At 42.5% G+C, this 14,859-nt stretch carries 11 protein-coding genes and 1 other annotated feature; of the genes, 10 read left to right on the forward strand and 1 reads right to left on the reverse strand.

The genetic code is table 11. The annotated features are described in order from the left end of the window. The first annotated feature begins 134 nt into the window (after positions 1 to 134). Positions 135 to 1,226, forward strand: coding sequence for a DUF362 domain-containing protein (locus tag LI112_RS11865; protein WP_173899455.1), 1,092 nt, complete (start codon positions 135 to 137; stop codon positions 1,224 to 1,226). Between the two features lie 33 nt (positions 1,227 to 1,259). Here LI112_RS11865 and LI112_RS11870 read toward each other — a convergent pair whose 3' ends face one another. Then, on the reverse strand, positions 1,260 to 1,859 hold the full coding sequence (locus LI112_RS11870; RefSeq protein WP_118031312.1) for an AAA family ATPase: 600 nt from the start codon (positions 1,857 to 1,859) through the stop codon (positions 1,260 to 1,262). 379 nt (positions 1,860 to 2,238) lie between these two features. Here LI112_RS11870 and LI112_RS11875 point away from each other — a divergent pair, with 379 nt between their 5' ends. The 9 genes from LI112_RS11875 (at position 2,239) to LI112_RS11915 (ending at position 14,848) form a co-directional block, all read left to right on the forward strand. Beyond that, positions 2,239 to 3,084 carry a cell wall hydrolase gene (locus LI112_RS11875; protein ID WP_005425050.1) on the forward strand — a complete coding sequence of 282 codons (846 nt, stop codon included), beginning with the start codon at positions 2,239 to 2,241 and terminating at the stop codon, positions 3,082 to 3,084. A 200-nt stretch (positions 3,085 to 3,284) separates the two neighbouring features. After that, positions 3,285 to 4,775: a threonine synthase gene (gene thrC, locus LI112_RS11880; protein ID WP_227190776.1), complete on the forward strand. Its 1,491-nt coding sequence runs from the start codon at positions 3,285 to 3,287 to the stop codon at positions 4,773 to 4,775. A 502-nt stretch (positions 4,776 to 5,277) separates the two neighbouring features. After that, complete coding sequence (locus LI112_RS11885) at positions 5,278 to 6,333, forward strand: aldose epimerase family protein (protein ID WP_044925707.1); 1,056 nt, start codon at positions 5,278 to 5,280, stop codon at positions 6,331 to 6,333. A gap of 101 nt (positions 6,334 to 6,434) precedes the next feature. Further along, entirely contained in the window at positions 6,435 to 7,580 is a 1,146-nt protein-coding gene (locus tag LI112_RS11890; protein WP_227190777.1) for a SpoIID/LytB domain-containing protein, read from the forward strand. A gap of 59 nt (positions 7,581 to 7,639) precedes the next feature. After that, positions 7,640 to 8,539 (forward strand): YihY/virulence factor BrkB family protein, encoded by a 900-nt coding sequence (locus LI112_RS11895; RefSeq protein WP_227190778.1) that lies wholly within the window; start codon positions 7,640 to 7,642, stop codon positions 8,537 to 8,539. 40 nt (positions 8,540 to 8,579) lie between these two features. Next, positions 8,580 to 8,807, forward strand: a binding site (T-box leader). 47 nt (positions 8,808 to 8,854) lie between these two features. Then, a complete protein-coding gene (gene pheS, locus LI112_RS11900; RefSeq protein ID WP_044925703.1) occupies positions 8,855 to 9,874 on the forward strand; it encodes a phenylalanine--tRNA ligase subunit alpha in 1,020 nt (339 codons plus the stop codon). 156 nt (positions 9,875 to 10,030) lie between these two features. Further along, on the forward strand, positions 10,031 to 12,448 hold the full coding sequence (gene pheT, locus LI112_RS11905; protein ID WP_144369649.1) for a phenylalanine--tRNA ligase subunit beta: 2,418 nt from the start codon (positions 10,031 to 10,033) through the stop codon (positions 12,446 to 12,448). Further along, complete coding sequence (locus tag LI112_RS11910; RefSeq protein WP_227190779.1) at positions 12,448 to 13,062, forward strand: histidine phosphatase family protein; 615 nt, start codon at positions 12,448 to 12,450, stop codon at positions 13,060 to 13,062. The genes pheT and LI112_RS11910 overlap by 1 nt, the downstream gene beginning before the upstream one ends. Positions 13,063 to 13,216: 154 nt before the next feature. Then, a complete protein-coding gene (locus LI112_RS11915) occupies positions 13,217 to 14,848 on the forward strand; it encodes a MotA/TolQ/ExbB proton channel family protein (RefSeq protein ID WP_227190780.1) in 1,632 nt (543 codons plus the stop codon). Positions 14,849 to 14,859 lie beyond the last annotated feature (11 nt).

A 14,859-nucleotide genomic window follows, 5' to 3' on the forward strand; every position in this document is an offset into this window, starting at 1 on the left:
ATTGATTTTTGGATACTTTAGAAGAAAAACTAATTCCGCTCTTAAAATAATTAACTGGAACATTTCGTTTAAATGCGTTATCCTGTAAAAAGAGAATTTATATCTATGATATATAAGAAACAGGAGGATCGCTTATGGAAAAAAATCAGATTTTTATAAAAACTGGTACAAAATACAAAAAAATGACCAGGGAACTTCTGGAAGAGAGCAATCTCGCAGAACTGATTGGTGATAAGAATAAAATGGTAGGTATCAAACCCAACCTGGTATCCCCATCAGATCCGGCAAATGGAGGAACAACACATCCGGAAATCGTGGCGGGAATCCTGGAATATCTGAAAGAAAACGGTTTCAAAAACAGTATGATCCTCGAGGGTTCCTGGGTAGGCGACCGTACTGCAGATGCATTCGAAGTGTGCGGTTACCGGCAGCTTTGTGAGGACTATGATGTGGAGTTTTATGATACGCAGAAAGACAAAAGCTATACAAAAGACTGCTACGGTCTGGAACTGAAAATCTGTGAGAGCGTGAAAAAAGTAGATTTCCTGATCAATGTGCCAGTCATGAAAGGACATTGTCAGACAAAGATTACCTGTGCCCTTAAGAATATGAAGGGATTGATTCCGAACACAGAAAAACGCCATTTTCACTCTATGGGACTACACAAACCGATCGCGCACTTAAATGTTGGTATCCATCAGGATTTTATTGTAGTTGACAATATTTGTGGTGACCTGGATTTTGAGGATGGTGGAAATCCGGTGGTGATGAACCGTATCTGGACTGCCATGGACCCGGTGCTGGTAGATGCGTATGTCTGTCAGCAGCTCCATTACAAAGTATCTGATGTTCCATATGTAAAACTTGCGAGTGAGCTTGGTGTAGGTTGTTCTGATATTACTAAAGCAGATATTCGTGTACTGGGAGAAGACATTCAGCAGAACATTCCAGAGAGACGAAAAGTGGTAGAAGTGGCAGATGCGGTAGAAGAAGTTGATTCCTGCAGCGCATGTTATGGCTATCTCATTCCGGCACTTGATATGCTGAAACAGGAGGGACTCCTCGAAAAACTTCACGAAAAAATCTGTATCGGCCAGGGATATAGAGGAAAGACAGGCGAACTCGGCGTCGGTAACTGCACCAGAAACTTCAAACACCACACAGAAGGCTGTCCACCAACCGAAAACCAGATCTACGAATTCCTGAAAGAATATATCTCTAAATAAAACAAGTGGGGGAATGTGCGTTCCCCCACTTTGCTATTTCTTCGCAGCGGCCTCCTTGATAATCTGTATAATTGCATCCTGGCTGAATTTACTGCTGTCGATACACAGATCGTACTGTCCCATGTCCATCCATTTCTGATCGGTAAAGAATTCATAATAAGCACGACGTTCTTTATCCATCCTTTTTACCAGTTTCCGTGCACTCTTTTCTTCACGGTCAAGACGTTCCATGATGGTTTTTACACGCGTTTCAAATGGCGCATAGATAAAAATATGGAGTGTATCATCGCCTGTCAGAATGTGATTTGCACACCGGCCGACAATGACACAATCTTCTCTGTCACTCAGCGAAAGAATGATCTCTCTTTGAATACCAAAAAGAACGTCATTCATCGGAATAGGGTAGCGATCGACCCCAATCTGAAGTTCGCTGTCAATTGGAAATCCCCACGGGCTCGGACGCTTTTCATCAACTTCTGCAAACTGATCGAGAGGAACATTTTTCTTATTGCTGGCCATTTCGATCAGTTCCCTGTCATAAAAACCAATTCCCATTTCATTAGCAAGGGCTTTTCCGATGATTCGTCCATTGCTTCCATACATACGATTGATTGTGATAATACGTTTATTCATACAGGTTCCTCCTCTCGAAATATACATTTTTTATTTGTCTCTATCATAGTACAATTTTTGGATAATTTCAATAAAAATATTAAATAAAATAAAAATAATATATATAATATTAACATATCAATCGAGGCGCTTCGTTATACAGGATAAAATATAGTTTCTGTCGAGAAAGAACGCTCACAGTGGAAAACGGTCGAACGAATTTTCTTGACTGAAAAGATGGCAAAAAGCTATAATATTCCTGTCAGTAAAAACAGTACTGGAAAAAATTACTTGACATATCTACGCATATTAAATATAATTTGCTTATGCATTACAGAAATGTTACAAAAAAATAAATTATGAAAAAAAGACATAATGAAAATGCAAGGAATGTTTAAGTATGAGAAAAACAAGATTGACAGGAACCCATAACGATAAGGATAAAAGCGGCAGAGAACACAATTCGTCTTTTCATAGCTTTGTTTCTCTGAGTGTCTGTGCCCTGACAGTGATCGCCGTAACAGGTGGATGCAAGCTGGCAGGAACTGAGAAACATAAAGTATATGCCGCTTCAGAGAACGAAAGCAGCAGCCTGTACAGTGAAGATGCGGATTATGACCTTCCGTCAGGGATTGCGGGTGTGGTTTCCGGAGTCAATGCAACGCCGGCAGCAGGTTCGACCGTAAACCGTATCGGAATTTCCTGCGATGACGTAATTGTTGGTCAGCGTGTGCGAAAAGTTACAAGCAGTGCCGTAGAAATGAATGTCAGTGAATCTATGGCGACGACTGTGGATACATTTGATGCAAAAGTTGTTTCTGCATCGTCTTCCGCAAAACTGATGTCGGATGAGGATTATGAGAATCTACTTCAGATTGTAGAGGCAGAAGCGGGCACAGAAGATCTGAAGGGAAGGATCCTGGTTGCAAATGTTATCATGAATCGTGTGAAATATCCGGAATTTCCGGACAATGCAACAGATGTTATCTGGCAGTACATAGATGGTGTGGCACAGTTTTCTCCAATCGCGGATGGAAGGATTTCGGAAGTAGTTCCGTCGGATGAGACGAAAGAAGCAGTGAAACAGGCACTGGAAGGCGTGGATTATTCAGATGGAGCACTGTTCTTTATCCAGAGATCTGCGGCAGCGAAGAATAATATTCAGTGGTTTGACAAAAATCTTAAAAAATTATTCAAGCACGGTGTACATGAATTTTACACTTATCCGGAGGCTGCACAACAGTAGCAGATGTAAGCAACTTCAAAATTATGTTATTGTTTAGATATTTATAAAGAGCCCGAAGGATCAGAAAGTTCCTTCGGGATTTTTGTATAATTGGGTATGGAATTTTACACGGTAACGTGGTATACTATGACGCAAAATGGTGACTGCAGGCAAAATGTGAGTAAAACCTAAGAAAACCCCAAGAAAGGAAGGAAGGATACATGCAGGTATTATATAAAAGCACAAGAGGAAAAGGTGAGACAGTAACTGCTTCCCTGGCAATTTTAAAAGGACTTTCTGAAGATGGAGGACTGTTTGTCCCGACTGAGATTCCGAAGCTGGATGTGCCGGTAGAGAAGCTTGCACAGATGACATATCAGGAGACTGCATATGAAGTTATGAGTCGTTTCCTTACAGATTTTACAGAAGATGAACTGAAAAACTGTATTGCGAATGCATATGATGAAAAATTTGACACAAAAGAGATTGCACCGCTTCATGAGGCAGATGGTGAATATTTCCTGGAACTTTTCCACGGCGCAACGATTGCATTCAAGGATATGGCACTTTCTATCCTCCCACATCTGATGACGACAGCAGCCAGAAAGAATCAGGTCAGCAATGACATTGTGATTCTTACTGCTACATCCGGAGATACAGGTAAAGCTGCTCTGGCAGGTTTTGCAGATGTACCGGGTACAAAGATCATCGTATTCTATCCGAAACACGGAGTAAGTCCGATTCAGGAAAAACAGATGGTTACACAGAAAGGTGATAATACTTATGTAGTAGGAATCACAGGAAACTTCGATGATGCCCAGACAGCAGTTAAGAAAATGTTCAATGATCGTGAACTGTCTGCAGAACTTAATGCGGCGGGCTTCCAGTTTTCATCTGCAAACTCTATCAATATCGGAAGACTGGTGCCACAGATCGTATATTACGTATACGCATATTCAAGACTTGTTGGAAATGGAACAGTTAAAGCCGGTGAAAAGATCAATGTAGTTGTACCGACAGGAAACTTTGGTAATATTCTTGCAGCATATTATGCAAAACAGATGGGACTTCCAATCAATAAACTGATCTGTGCGTCCAATGAGAATAAAGTTCTGTTTGACTTCTTCCGTACAGGAACCTACGACAGAAAGAGAGATTTTATTCTGACAACTTCTCCATCCATGGATATTCTGATTTCCAGCAATCTGGAACGTCTGATCTATCGTCTTACTGGCGAAGATGCACAGAAATGTGCAGAACTGATGCAGGCTTTAAGTGATGGCGGAGAATATACGATCACAGAGGATATGAAAAAAGGTCTTGCTGATTTCTATGGTAATTACTGCAGTGAAGAGGAAACAAATGAAGCTATTCATGCAACATACAAGAGCAGTGATTATGTGATCGATCCTCATACGGCGGTTGCGGCAGGTGTTTATAAGAAATATCTTGCAGATACGGATGACCATACGCCAACCGTAATTGCATCTACAGCAAGTCCGTACAAATTTACGAGAAGTGTCATGGATGCAGTTGCAGAAAATACAGAAGATATGGATGATTTTGCACTGGCAGACAGACTTTCAGAAATTTCCGGTGTTAAAGTGCCGAAGGCAGTAGAAGAAATCCGTACAGCACCGGTACTGCATGATACGGTTGTTGATGCCCCGGATATGCCGGACACTGTAAAGAAAATCCTCGGAATCAAATGATTTATAAACAGTAACCGTAAATTTGCAGTTACTGTTTACAGGTAGTATCCCGCGAGGCGTTTTGTCATGAGTAATGACAAAATCCCGAGACATGCGAGGCAAAATCCCATCACCACAGGTGATTTGAAATGGATTTTGACCAAGTTGCTGTGAACGAAGTGAACAGTAACTTGATATTTTTTCCAGTATTATGTATTGAAAAATCACATACAATAGAGTAAAATAAAGATAGAAAAAACGTACGGGATAACTCCTGGAATGTGCGAGGCCCCTTCATAATTTGAACCTACATTGACAAATAGGGAATCCTATCATCGCTGCAGTGATGTCAGACCTCTCGTTGTGGTAGGCAGATCTGTAGTTGCGGATACCCAACCTGGCTGCGGCTAGGCGTCAAATGGAAGGGAACGGCATTCCGGGACCTGTAAAAAAAGAAATGAGTCATAGAGATATGGCTCTTTTTTTGAAGGAATATAAGAGTTCAGGTATTGGAGGAAGAAACATGGTAACACAGAGAACATTTGGTACATTGCCATCGGGGGAAGAAGTTCAGATCTATCATCTGGAAAACAAATCAGGGGCGTTCGCAGAGGTTCTGCAGTTTGGTGCAATTCTTGTAAAGCTTTGCGTGCCGGACAGAGACGGCAGACTTACAGACGTTGTTTTGGGATATGATGATCTGGCTGGATATGAGGTCAATGGATGCTTTTTCGGGGCAACGATCGGAAGAAGCGGAAACCGCATTGCACAGTCCAGATTTACACTTGACGGTAAGGAAATAGTCCTGACACCGAATGAGGGGGCGAACAATCTTCACAGCGGTCCGGATGGATTTGAGAAAAAAATGTGGACAGCTTCAGAGATTTCCGAAGACAAGAATGCAGTTACTTTTTCAAGGATCAGCCCGGATGGAGAGAATGGTTTTCCGGGAGAATTTAATGTTTCTGTTACATATGAAATGACGGAAGAAAACGAATTGCGTATTGTCTATGGTGGTGTCTGTGATCAGACAACAATAGCAAATATGACAAATCATTCATATTTCAACCTTGCAGGAGAAGGAAGCGGCAGTGCGATGGATCAGTATTTAACGATTCATGCAGAACAGTATACACCGGTTGGTGAAGGATCTATTCCTCTGGGAGAGAATGCAGCGGTAGAGGGAACTCCGATGGATTTCCGTAAGGCCCACAAGATCGGGGATGAGATTGAGGCTGATTTTGAACAGCTCAGGATCACAGGTGGATATGACCATAACTATGTGACGGATGGATACAATAAAGCAAGTATCCGTGAAATCGCAGAGGCATGGTCTGAGAAGACTGGAATCCAGATGAATGTACTTACCGACTGTCCTTGTGTACAGTTTTATGCTGCTAATTTTGTTGATCAGGAACATGGCAAAAACGGTCATGTTTATAATAAACGTGAGGCATTCTGTCTGGAGACGCAGGTTGAGCCGAATGCAGTGAATGTTGAAAATTTCCATTCTCCTATTCTGGAGGCGGGCGAGCGTTATTACTCCGAAACAATCTATCGTTTCTCTGTGAAGAAATAAATAATGTGGTTATGAATCCGATTCTTTTCATATAATGCAGTATGAAGAGAGTCGGATTTTTTTGTTTTGAAGAAAAGAATAATGATTGTCGCAGGCAACGGATGATGAAAGTGCTGATCGTCATAATGATGGCAGGTATGTGGTGCATGCAGCCTGAGAAAGCATCAGCAGCAGACCCGGTGATACGTGTCATTTTGACAACAACGGATTTCAACTCCAGATATCATCAGGAGATCACAGTATCTTATGATGGAAAAGAGATTACATATACGGCGGAAGAAGTGAAAAAACAGGGGGATAAGGTCCGCATTCCTGCACAAAAAGATGGAATCAGGATTCTGTCCATACAAAGGCAGTCCGGAACTCCGGTCTACGACGGAAGTATTGAAATTATTCCGAAAGAAGAAGGACTGATAATAGTAAATGAACTTTTTCTTGAAAAATATCTGACCAGAGTAGTCCCGAGTGAGATGCCGGCAACTTATGAAAAAGAGGCACTGAAAGCACAGGCTGTGTGTGCAAGAACATATGCCTGGAAACAGATTCAGGAACAACGTCTTCATGAACTGGAAGCAGACGTAGATGATACTGTGGACTTCCAGGTATATGGGAATATGGAGCCACAGAAAGCTGCGACAGAAGCGGTGAGAGAAACGGAAGGACAGATTCTGTGTCAGAATGGAGAAGCTGTGGAGGCATATTATTTTTCCACATCGGCAGGTGTGACCAGTACAGACGAGATATGGGGAAGCGATGAAGCAGCTCCTTATCTCAGGAGCGTTCCGTGTAAATTTGATGAAGAAGAACCATGGAGCAGCTGGATAGTAGAACTTCCGTGGAAGATGCTGGAGGACAGGATACGTGAGAAAGGGGAAGGTACAGTACTCAGATCGGTTACTGTAACCAGACGCAGTGAGAGCGGGGCAGCTACAGCACTCGAGGCTGTGTCAGACAAAGATTCCTGCATAATAGAAAATGAATATGAGATTCGTAAATTTCTGGCACCTGTAAATTGTATGATCACGGAAAAAGATGGAACAGAAACAGCAGGAGGAAGTCTTCTTCCAAGTGCTTATTTTGAACTGGAGAGAACGCAGAATGGAAATCTCCAGGTCAGAGGAAAAGGATATGGACATGGTGTCGGAATGAGTCAGACCGGAGCAGATAAGATGGCAGAGCAGGGGTATGATTACAGAGAAATACTGGACTATTTTTTCAGAAATATTACGGTAGAAAATCTGGGATGACACAGAACACATTTCATGGTAAAATAGACAGAAATGTAGTAACTATCGGGAGAAAAAATATGGGAAAAAAAACAGATAAAAGTACGGTTGGCCTGATCCTGGGATTTGTAAAACGAATGCAGGAAGACCATATTGGTGCTTACGCTGCACAGGCGGCATATTTTTTGATCATGTCGTTTATTCCTTTTGTGCTGGTGCTTACGGCACTGGTTCAGTATACACCATTGACATATCGTATGCTCAGACAGGCAATCCTGGGATTTGTTCCATTGAATTTACAGGATTTTGTTCTTAAGATCATTGCAGAAGTATTTACCAAAAGCGCTGCAGTTGTACCGATTTCCGGATTGTTTGCATTGTGGTCATCGGGAAAAGGCATGCAGTCACTGATCGCGGGGCTCAATGTGATCTATCATGTAAAAGAAACCCGAAACTGGCTGACAAACAGATTGTATTCTATGCTGTATATGTTTCTGTTTGTGCTCGCAATCATCATAAGCCTTCTTCTTCTGGTTATGGGTAACCGTATCCATGCGGCACTCGTCATTCATGCGCCTCTTCTTGGAAGAATGCTTGGACGACTGCTGAGTGCAAAGACCTTTCTGGTGTTTGTTGTGTTGTTTCTGGTATTTCTCGTTTTGTACAGATATCTTCCAAACAGAAAGGCATCACTGAAAAGTCAGGTACCGGGGGCATTTATTATCGCAGTTGCATGGTCATTGTTTTCCTATTTCTTTTCATTGTATTTTACATTCTTTCCGAATTTCAGCAATATGTATGGCAGTCTGTCTGCATTGATCATGGTTATGCTGTGGCTGTATGTGTGTATGAATTTGCTTCTGTATGGAGCTGAGATCAATGCATATTTCGAGAAAGAATTCCGTCAGGCGCAGATGTCTTTGTGGCAGGGAATAAAAAAACTTCTTGACAGTTTTTTGGCACTGTGGCATAGTAAATAGAAGAAAGTGACTGCTCAGCAGAATGAGTGGATACTATAAGGTATAAGCTGTGAAGGCGTTTCAGGAGAATGTTTTCTTACAGAGAGAGGGAGTCATCGGCTGTAAGCCCCCTTAAGTTCAGACATTATCTTAATTTCCCGCCAGAGCTTCATTTCTGAAAGTATACAGTAGGAAGTGACGTTGATGCGCGTTAAGCATGACTCAAGTGCCTGTGAATCAGTGTTCACGGGAAACAGGGTGGTACCGCGGTTATTATTCCGTCCCTTTTCAGGGGCGGATTTTTTATGTTAAAAAAAGGAGAGTAAAACCATGGATATGAAGGAAAGACTTCAGGAACTGGCAGAAGCAGCCAGAAAACGGATCGAGGAATCAGATGGTCCGGATAAACTGAACGAAGTAAAAGTTGCGTACCTTGGAAAAAAAGGTGAATTGACAGCAATCTTAAAAAGTATGAAAGATGTTGCTCCGGAAGACCGTCCAAAAGTCGGTCAGATGGTAAATGAGACAAGAGCAAAGATCGAAGAACATCTGGAAGCGACCAGAAAGAAACTGGAAGAAGCTCTTCGTGAAGAAAAAATGAAATCAGAAGTGATCGATGTTACACTTCCGGCAAAGAAAGCAAAGATCGGACATCGTCATCCGAACAGCATTGCACTGGAAGAAGTAGAGCGTATCTTTATCGGAATGGGCTATGAAGTAGTAGAAGGTCCGGAAGTAGAATATGCAGATTATAACTTTACAAAACTGAATATTCCGGAAGATCATCCAGCAAGAGATGAACAGGATACTTTCTTTATCAATGATTCTATCCTTCTTCGTTCTCAGACTTCTCCGGTACAGGCACGTACCATGGAAAAAGGCAATCTGCCGATCCGTATGATCGCACCGGGACGTGTATTCCGTTCAGACGAAGTAGATGCGACACATTCTCCGTCCTTCCATCAGATCGAAGGTCTGGTCATCGATAAAAATATTACTTTCGCAGATCTTAAAGGAACTCTTCAGGAGTTTGCACAGGAACTGTTCGGACCTGAGACAAAGACAAAATTCAGACCGCATCACTTCCCGTTTACAGAACCAAGTGCAGAGGTAGATGTTTCCTGTTTCAAATGTGGTGGTAAAGGATGTCGTTTCTGTAAAGGTTCTGGTTGGATAGAAATCCTCGGATGTGGTACGGTGCATCCAAACGTACTGAGAATGTGCGGTATCGATCCGGATGAATACACAGGATTCGCATTTGGTGTTGGCCTTGAGCGTATTGCACTTCTCAAATATGAGATCGATGATATGAGACTTCTTTATGAGAACGACGTCAGATTTTTGAAACAATTCTAGTTCAATTCAACAGAATTGAACAGCTTCCCTGATAGAATATCGGGGAATTTCCGAAATTTCTGCACAGCAGAAAGGATGCGCGAACGAAGTGAGCATTTACTTTCTGTGCAGGTTGATTAATTTAAATGAACTTTATTCGAAAGGTGGATATAAAACATGAATACATCAATGTCCTGGATTAAAATGTATGTGCCGGATCTGGATGTAACAGCCCAGGAATACACAGATGCCATGACACTGTCAGGAACAAAAGTGGAAGGCTTCGAAAAACTGGACGCAGATCTCGACAAGATCGTAATTGGACAGATTGAAAAAATAGAAAAACATCCTGATGCAGATAAACTTATCATTTGCCAGGTAAACATCGGAACAGAAACTGTACAGATCGTCACAGGTGCGCCGAATGTCAAAGAAGGAGATAAAGTACCGGTCGTTCTGGACGGCGGACGTGTTGCCGGAGGACATGACGGACAGAAGACTCCTGGTGGGATCAAAATCAAAAAAGGAAAACTCAGAGGTGTAGAATCCTTCGGTATGATGTGCTCCATCGAAGAACTTGGAAGCACAAGAGAAATGTACCCGGAAGCACCAGAATACGGTATCTATATTTTCCCGGAAGATGCGGTTGTAGGAGAGAGTGCGATCAAAGCACTCGGTCTTGATGATGTTGTGATCGAATATGAGATCACATCCAACCGTGTAGACTGCTATGGTGTGCTGGGAATCGCGAGAGAAGCAGCAGCTACTTTTGATAAGAAATTCGTTCCTCCTGTAATCAAAGAGACAGGAAATGATGAAAAAGCATCCGATTATGTCAAAGTAACCGTAGAAGATCCGGAACTTTGTCCGAGATACACAGCAAGAGTTGTCAAAAACGTCAAGATCGGACCATCCCCGAAATGGATGCAGAGATGTCTGGCTTCCAACGGAATCCGCCCGATCAACAACCTTGTTGATATCACAAACTATGTTATGGAAGAATACGGTCAGCCAATGCACGCATATGATCTGGATACTATCGAAGGAAGAGAAATTGTTGTACGTCGTGCAAAAGCCGGAGAAAAATTTGTAACACTGGATGGCCAGGAACGTGAAATGGATGATCAGGTTCTGATGATCTGTGACGGAAAGAAAGCAGTCGGCATCGCCGGGATCATGGGTGGAGAAAACTCCATGATCACTGATAATGTACACACAGTACTTTTTGAAGCAGCATGCTTCAACGGAACGAACATTCGCCTTTCTTCCAAGAGAATCGGACTTCGTACAGATGCATCCGGTAAATTTGAAAAAGGGCTTGATCCGAATAATGCAAAAGCAGCAATTGACCGTGCATGCCAGCTGATGGAAGAACTGGGAGCAGGTGAAGTTGTAGGAGGATGTGTAGATATCTGCAATGAAGTAAGAGAACCTTCCAGAGTACCATTTGAGCCGGAACGCATCAATGCACTTCTGGGAACAGATCTTACAAAAGAAGAAATGCTTGCATACCTTGCAAAAGTAGAGCTTACTCTTGATCCGGAAACAAATGAGATCGTAGCTCCTACTTTCCGCCAGGATATCCATTGCATGGCAGATGTTGCAGAGGAAGTTGCAAGATTCTTTGGATATGACAAGATTCCTACCACACTTCCGAATGGAGAAGCTACGACAGGTAAACTTCCATTCAAACTTCGTATTGAGAACGTGGCAAGAGATATTGCTGAATACTGTGGATTCTCAGAAGGAATGACATATTCTTTCGAAAGCCCGAAGGTGTTTGATAAACTTCGCATTCCAGAGAACAGTGATCTCCGTAAAGTGATCACGATCAGTAACCCGCTTGGCGAGGATTACAGTATCATGCGTACAACGACTCTGAATGGTATGCTTTCTTCTCTGGCAACAAACTATAACAGAAGAAATAAAGCAGTCCGTCTGTATGAAATCGGTAAAGTATATCTGCCAAAGGCACTTCCGCTGACAGAGCTTCCAGATGAGAGAACACACTTTACACTTGGTATGTACGGAGCAGGCGATTTCTTTGATATGAAGGGTGTGATCGAAGAATTTTTCGAAAAATCCGGAATGAAGAAAAAAGTTCACTATACACCAGACAGCAACAAAACTTATCTGCACCCGGGCAGACAGGCGAATATCAGCTATGAAGGCAAAGTAGTCGGATATCTCGGGGAAGTGCATCCACTTGTTGCGGATAATTATGGAATCGGAGAGAGAACTTATGTTGCAGTGATTGATATTCAGGATATCCTTGAATTCTGCGGATTCAACCATAAATTTACAGGAATTGCAAAATATCCGGCAGTTACCCGTGACTTAAGTATGGTTGTTCCGAAACATATTCTTGCAGGACAGATCGAAGATGTTCTGGAGCAGAGAGGCGGCAAGATCCTGGAGTCTTATCAGCTCTTTGATATCTATGAGGGTGCTCAGATCAAACCAGGATACAAATCCATGGCTTATTCTGTTGTATTCCGTGATCATGAAAAAACTCTGGAAGAGGCTGAAATCACAGCGACCATGAAGAAAATCCTGAATGGTCTGACAGCACTGGGAATCGAGCTGAGAAGCTGATGAAATTATATATTGTGAGACACGGCGAGACCGTGTGGAATAGGCATCATAAGGTACAGGGCGTGGCGGATATCCCGCTTGCTGAAAATGGAATCCTTCTTGCAGAGAAGACAGGGGAAGCATTAAAAAATGTTTTCTTTGATCTCTGCATTACCAGTCCGCTGGTGAGAGCCAGAAAGACTGCAGAATTAATTCTTGCAAAACAGGCGCATAAAGTACCTGTAAAAGAGGATATAAGGATCCGGGAAATTAATTTCGGTGTGCTGGAAGGCGTTGTGTGCATGAACGATGCACGCGAATATCTGGATCCGCAGATGAAGAAGTTTTTTACAGATCCATGGAATTTTGACCGCCCAAAGGATGGTGAAAGTATTAGGGATGTTCTTGCACGGACAAAAGAGTTCTGGGAGGAACTCATCCATAACCCAAAACTTCAGGACAAGACGATCCTGATCGCATCTCATGGATGTGCAGTAAGGGCACTCCTTCATAATGTGTACAAAGACCATGAGGATTTCTGGCATGGTTTTGTACCCCCGAACTGCAGTGTGAATGTGGTTGAGGTGACAGACGGACAGGCCGTTCTTCTGGAAGATGATAAAGTATATGCATAAGAAACAGATGACAGGCAGTTCCTTTACAGGAGCTGTCTGTTTTTGTGTTTATGAATTCTTTGTGAAGGGCGGGTAAAGTGGAGAAAACAGCTTGTTCGCAAAAATATGATATGATATCATAAAAACAGGCAAAAATACTCTAAGGAGGTCGGCTATGAAGAAAAAAATCGTGAATGTTGTATTGTTTCTGGCTGTGCTTGCGGCAGCACTTGGAATGACTTTTTATGTAGGAAACAATGCGATGAGCGTATTGCTCTATAACTTTATTTTTCTTGGTATTATAGCAGTGGTTTATGTTGTCGGACTGTTCGGAGGAATGTTCCGGATGAACAGACTTGCACAGTCGCTTGGAGATGCGGCACAGGAACTGGAAGATATGTTCAAGATGCCGGGAAGAGTTGCTCCGGACAAGATTGAATCCATGAACGGGATTTTCCATAACCACTATCTGGATGCAAAAATGAAGGCATTTACAGATGGGATTGCCAAGAGCCAGGAAGGAATTGTGGACATCGAGGAATATATCAATGAAGAAGACCTGGATCTTCATATCCACAAGAAACTTCTGGAAATGGCACCGGACCTTTTTACCAGTATCGGTATTCTTGGCACATTCGTGGGACTGGTATGGGGACTCAAAGATTTTCAGCCGGCAAACTACGAAGCAATGACCAGTTCAGTTTCTTCGCTGGTAGATGGTATTAAGGTTGCGTTCCTTACTTCGATCTATGGTATTGCATTTTCTATTGTTTATACTTCGGGAATGAAGAGCGAATATTCCGCTCTTACAGAGAATCTTCAACTGTTTCTGGATAAATTCCATACATATGTGATGCCAAGTGCAGAGACAGAATCCATGAATCTTCTGGTTGCAAGTCAGAAGAATCAGACTGCTGCCATGAACCAGATGGCAGAACAGTTTTCTGTAAAAATGGCAGACAGTTTTGAAAAAGTCATTACTCCGACGTTCAAGAAGATGAATGACTCTTTGGATACACTGGTCTCTTCTGTGACGAAATGTCAGGAAGATGCAGTTAAAGAAATTCTGGATGCTTTTCTGAAAGAGATGAACACATCTTTTGAAATACAGTTCGCAGATTTTGGAAAGGCACTTACACAGCTGAAAGATGCACAGACAGATAATACCAATTATACGACAAATCTGTATCAGGCGATGAGTAAACAGCTCAGTGACGCATATGTGGAGCATGAGCAGACAATGAAAAAAATGATCGAAGAATCCACTGGCCTTCAGAAAGAATACATTACGGCTGCGAACCGTATCCTGCTGGACAACCAGACGATTCAGAAACAGCAGCAGGCAGATTATCAGCATCTTGCAGATTATCTCAAAGAAGCAGAGATGTCATCTGCCAAGTTCTGGGTTGCATGTAACCAGACCATGCAGAAATATGTTGAAGCTGCGGCACAGGGAATGGAACGTATTTCTGCGTCCGGAAAGAGCAATGCAGATGTTGCGGCTGCAAACCGTCAGGTAGTAGAAGAATTTGATCAGAAACTTCAGGAGTTTGCTCAGTATCAGAAGTTATCCTGTAAGACAATGGAACAGGTTCGTCGTCTTCTGACGGACATTTCAGCAGCGGGAAGCAGTGACCGGGTTCAGCTGACAGCAGGACGCAATTTACAGAAAGAATCACTTGAGAAGCTTCAGGAAACCATGCAGACACAGAGCGAGATGCAGCAGGAACTTCTGGAAGAAATCTCCAAAAACATCAGAGAACTTTCCAAAGGAGTTCAGAAAGGCAAATTCGGTTTGTTTAGGTAAGAGGAGAAACA

It is taken from the genome of Blautia sp. 210820-DFI.6.14 (genome assembly GCF_020558815.1).
GTDB lineage: Bacteria > Bacillota > Clostridia > Lachnospirales > Lachnospiraceae > Blautia_A > Blautia_A obeum.

What these genes read in the sequence shown, in the direction of transcription:
- LI112_RS11865 (WP_173899455.1), top strand. Translation starts at nt 135, where the DNA reads ATGGAAAAAAATCAGATTTTTATAAAAACTGGTACAAAATACAAAAAA.
- LI112_RS11870 (WP_118031312.1), bottom strand. Translation starts at nt 1,859, where the DNA reads ATGAATAAACGTATTATCACAATCAATCGTATGTATGGAAGCAATGGA.
- LI112_RS11875 (WP_005425050.1), top strand. Translation starts at nt 2,239, where the DNA reads ATGAGAAAAACAAGATTGACAGGAACCCATAACGATAAGGATAAAAGC.
- thrC (WP_227190776.1), top strand. Translation starts at nt 3,285, where the DNA reads ATGCAGGTATTATATAAAAGCACAAGAGGAAAAGGTGAGACAGTAACT.
- LI112_RS11885 (WP_044925707.1), top strand. Translation starts at nt 5,278, where the DNA reads ATGGTAACACAGAGAACATTTGGTACATTGCCATCGGGGGAAGAAGTT.
- LI112_RS11890 (WP_227190777.1), top strand. Translation starts at nt 6,435, where the DNA reads ATGATGAAAGTGCTGATCGTCATAATGATGGCAGGTATGTGGTGCATG.
- LI112_RS11895 (WP_227190778.1), top strand. Translation starts at nt 7,640, where the DNA reads ATGGGAAAAAAAACAGATAAAAGTACGGTTGGCCTGATCCTGGGATTT.
- pheS (WP_044925703.1), top strand. Translation starts at nt 8,855, where the DNA reads ATGAAGGAAAGACTTCAGGAACTGGCAGAAGCAGCCAGAAAACGGATC.
- pheT (WP_144369649.1), top strand. Translation starts at nt 10,031, where the DNA reads ATGAATACATCAATGTCCTGGATTAAAATGTATGTGCCGGATCTGGAT.
- LI112_RS11910 (WP_227190779.1), top strand. Translation starts at nt 12,448, where the DNA reads ATGAAATTATATATTGTGAGACACGGCGAGACCGTGTGGAATAGGCAT.
- LI112_RS11915 (WP_227190780.1), top strand. Translation starts at nt 13,217, where the DNA reads ATGAAGAAAAAAATCGTGAATGTTGTATTGTTTCTGGCTGTGCTTGCG.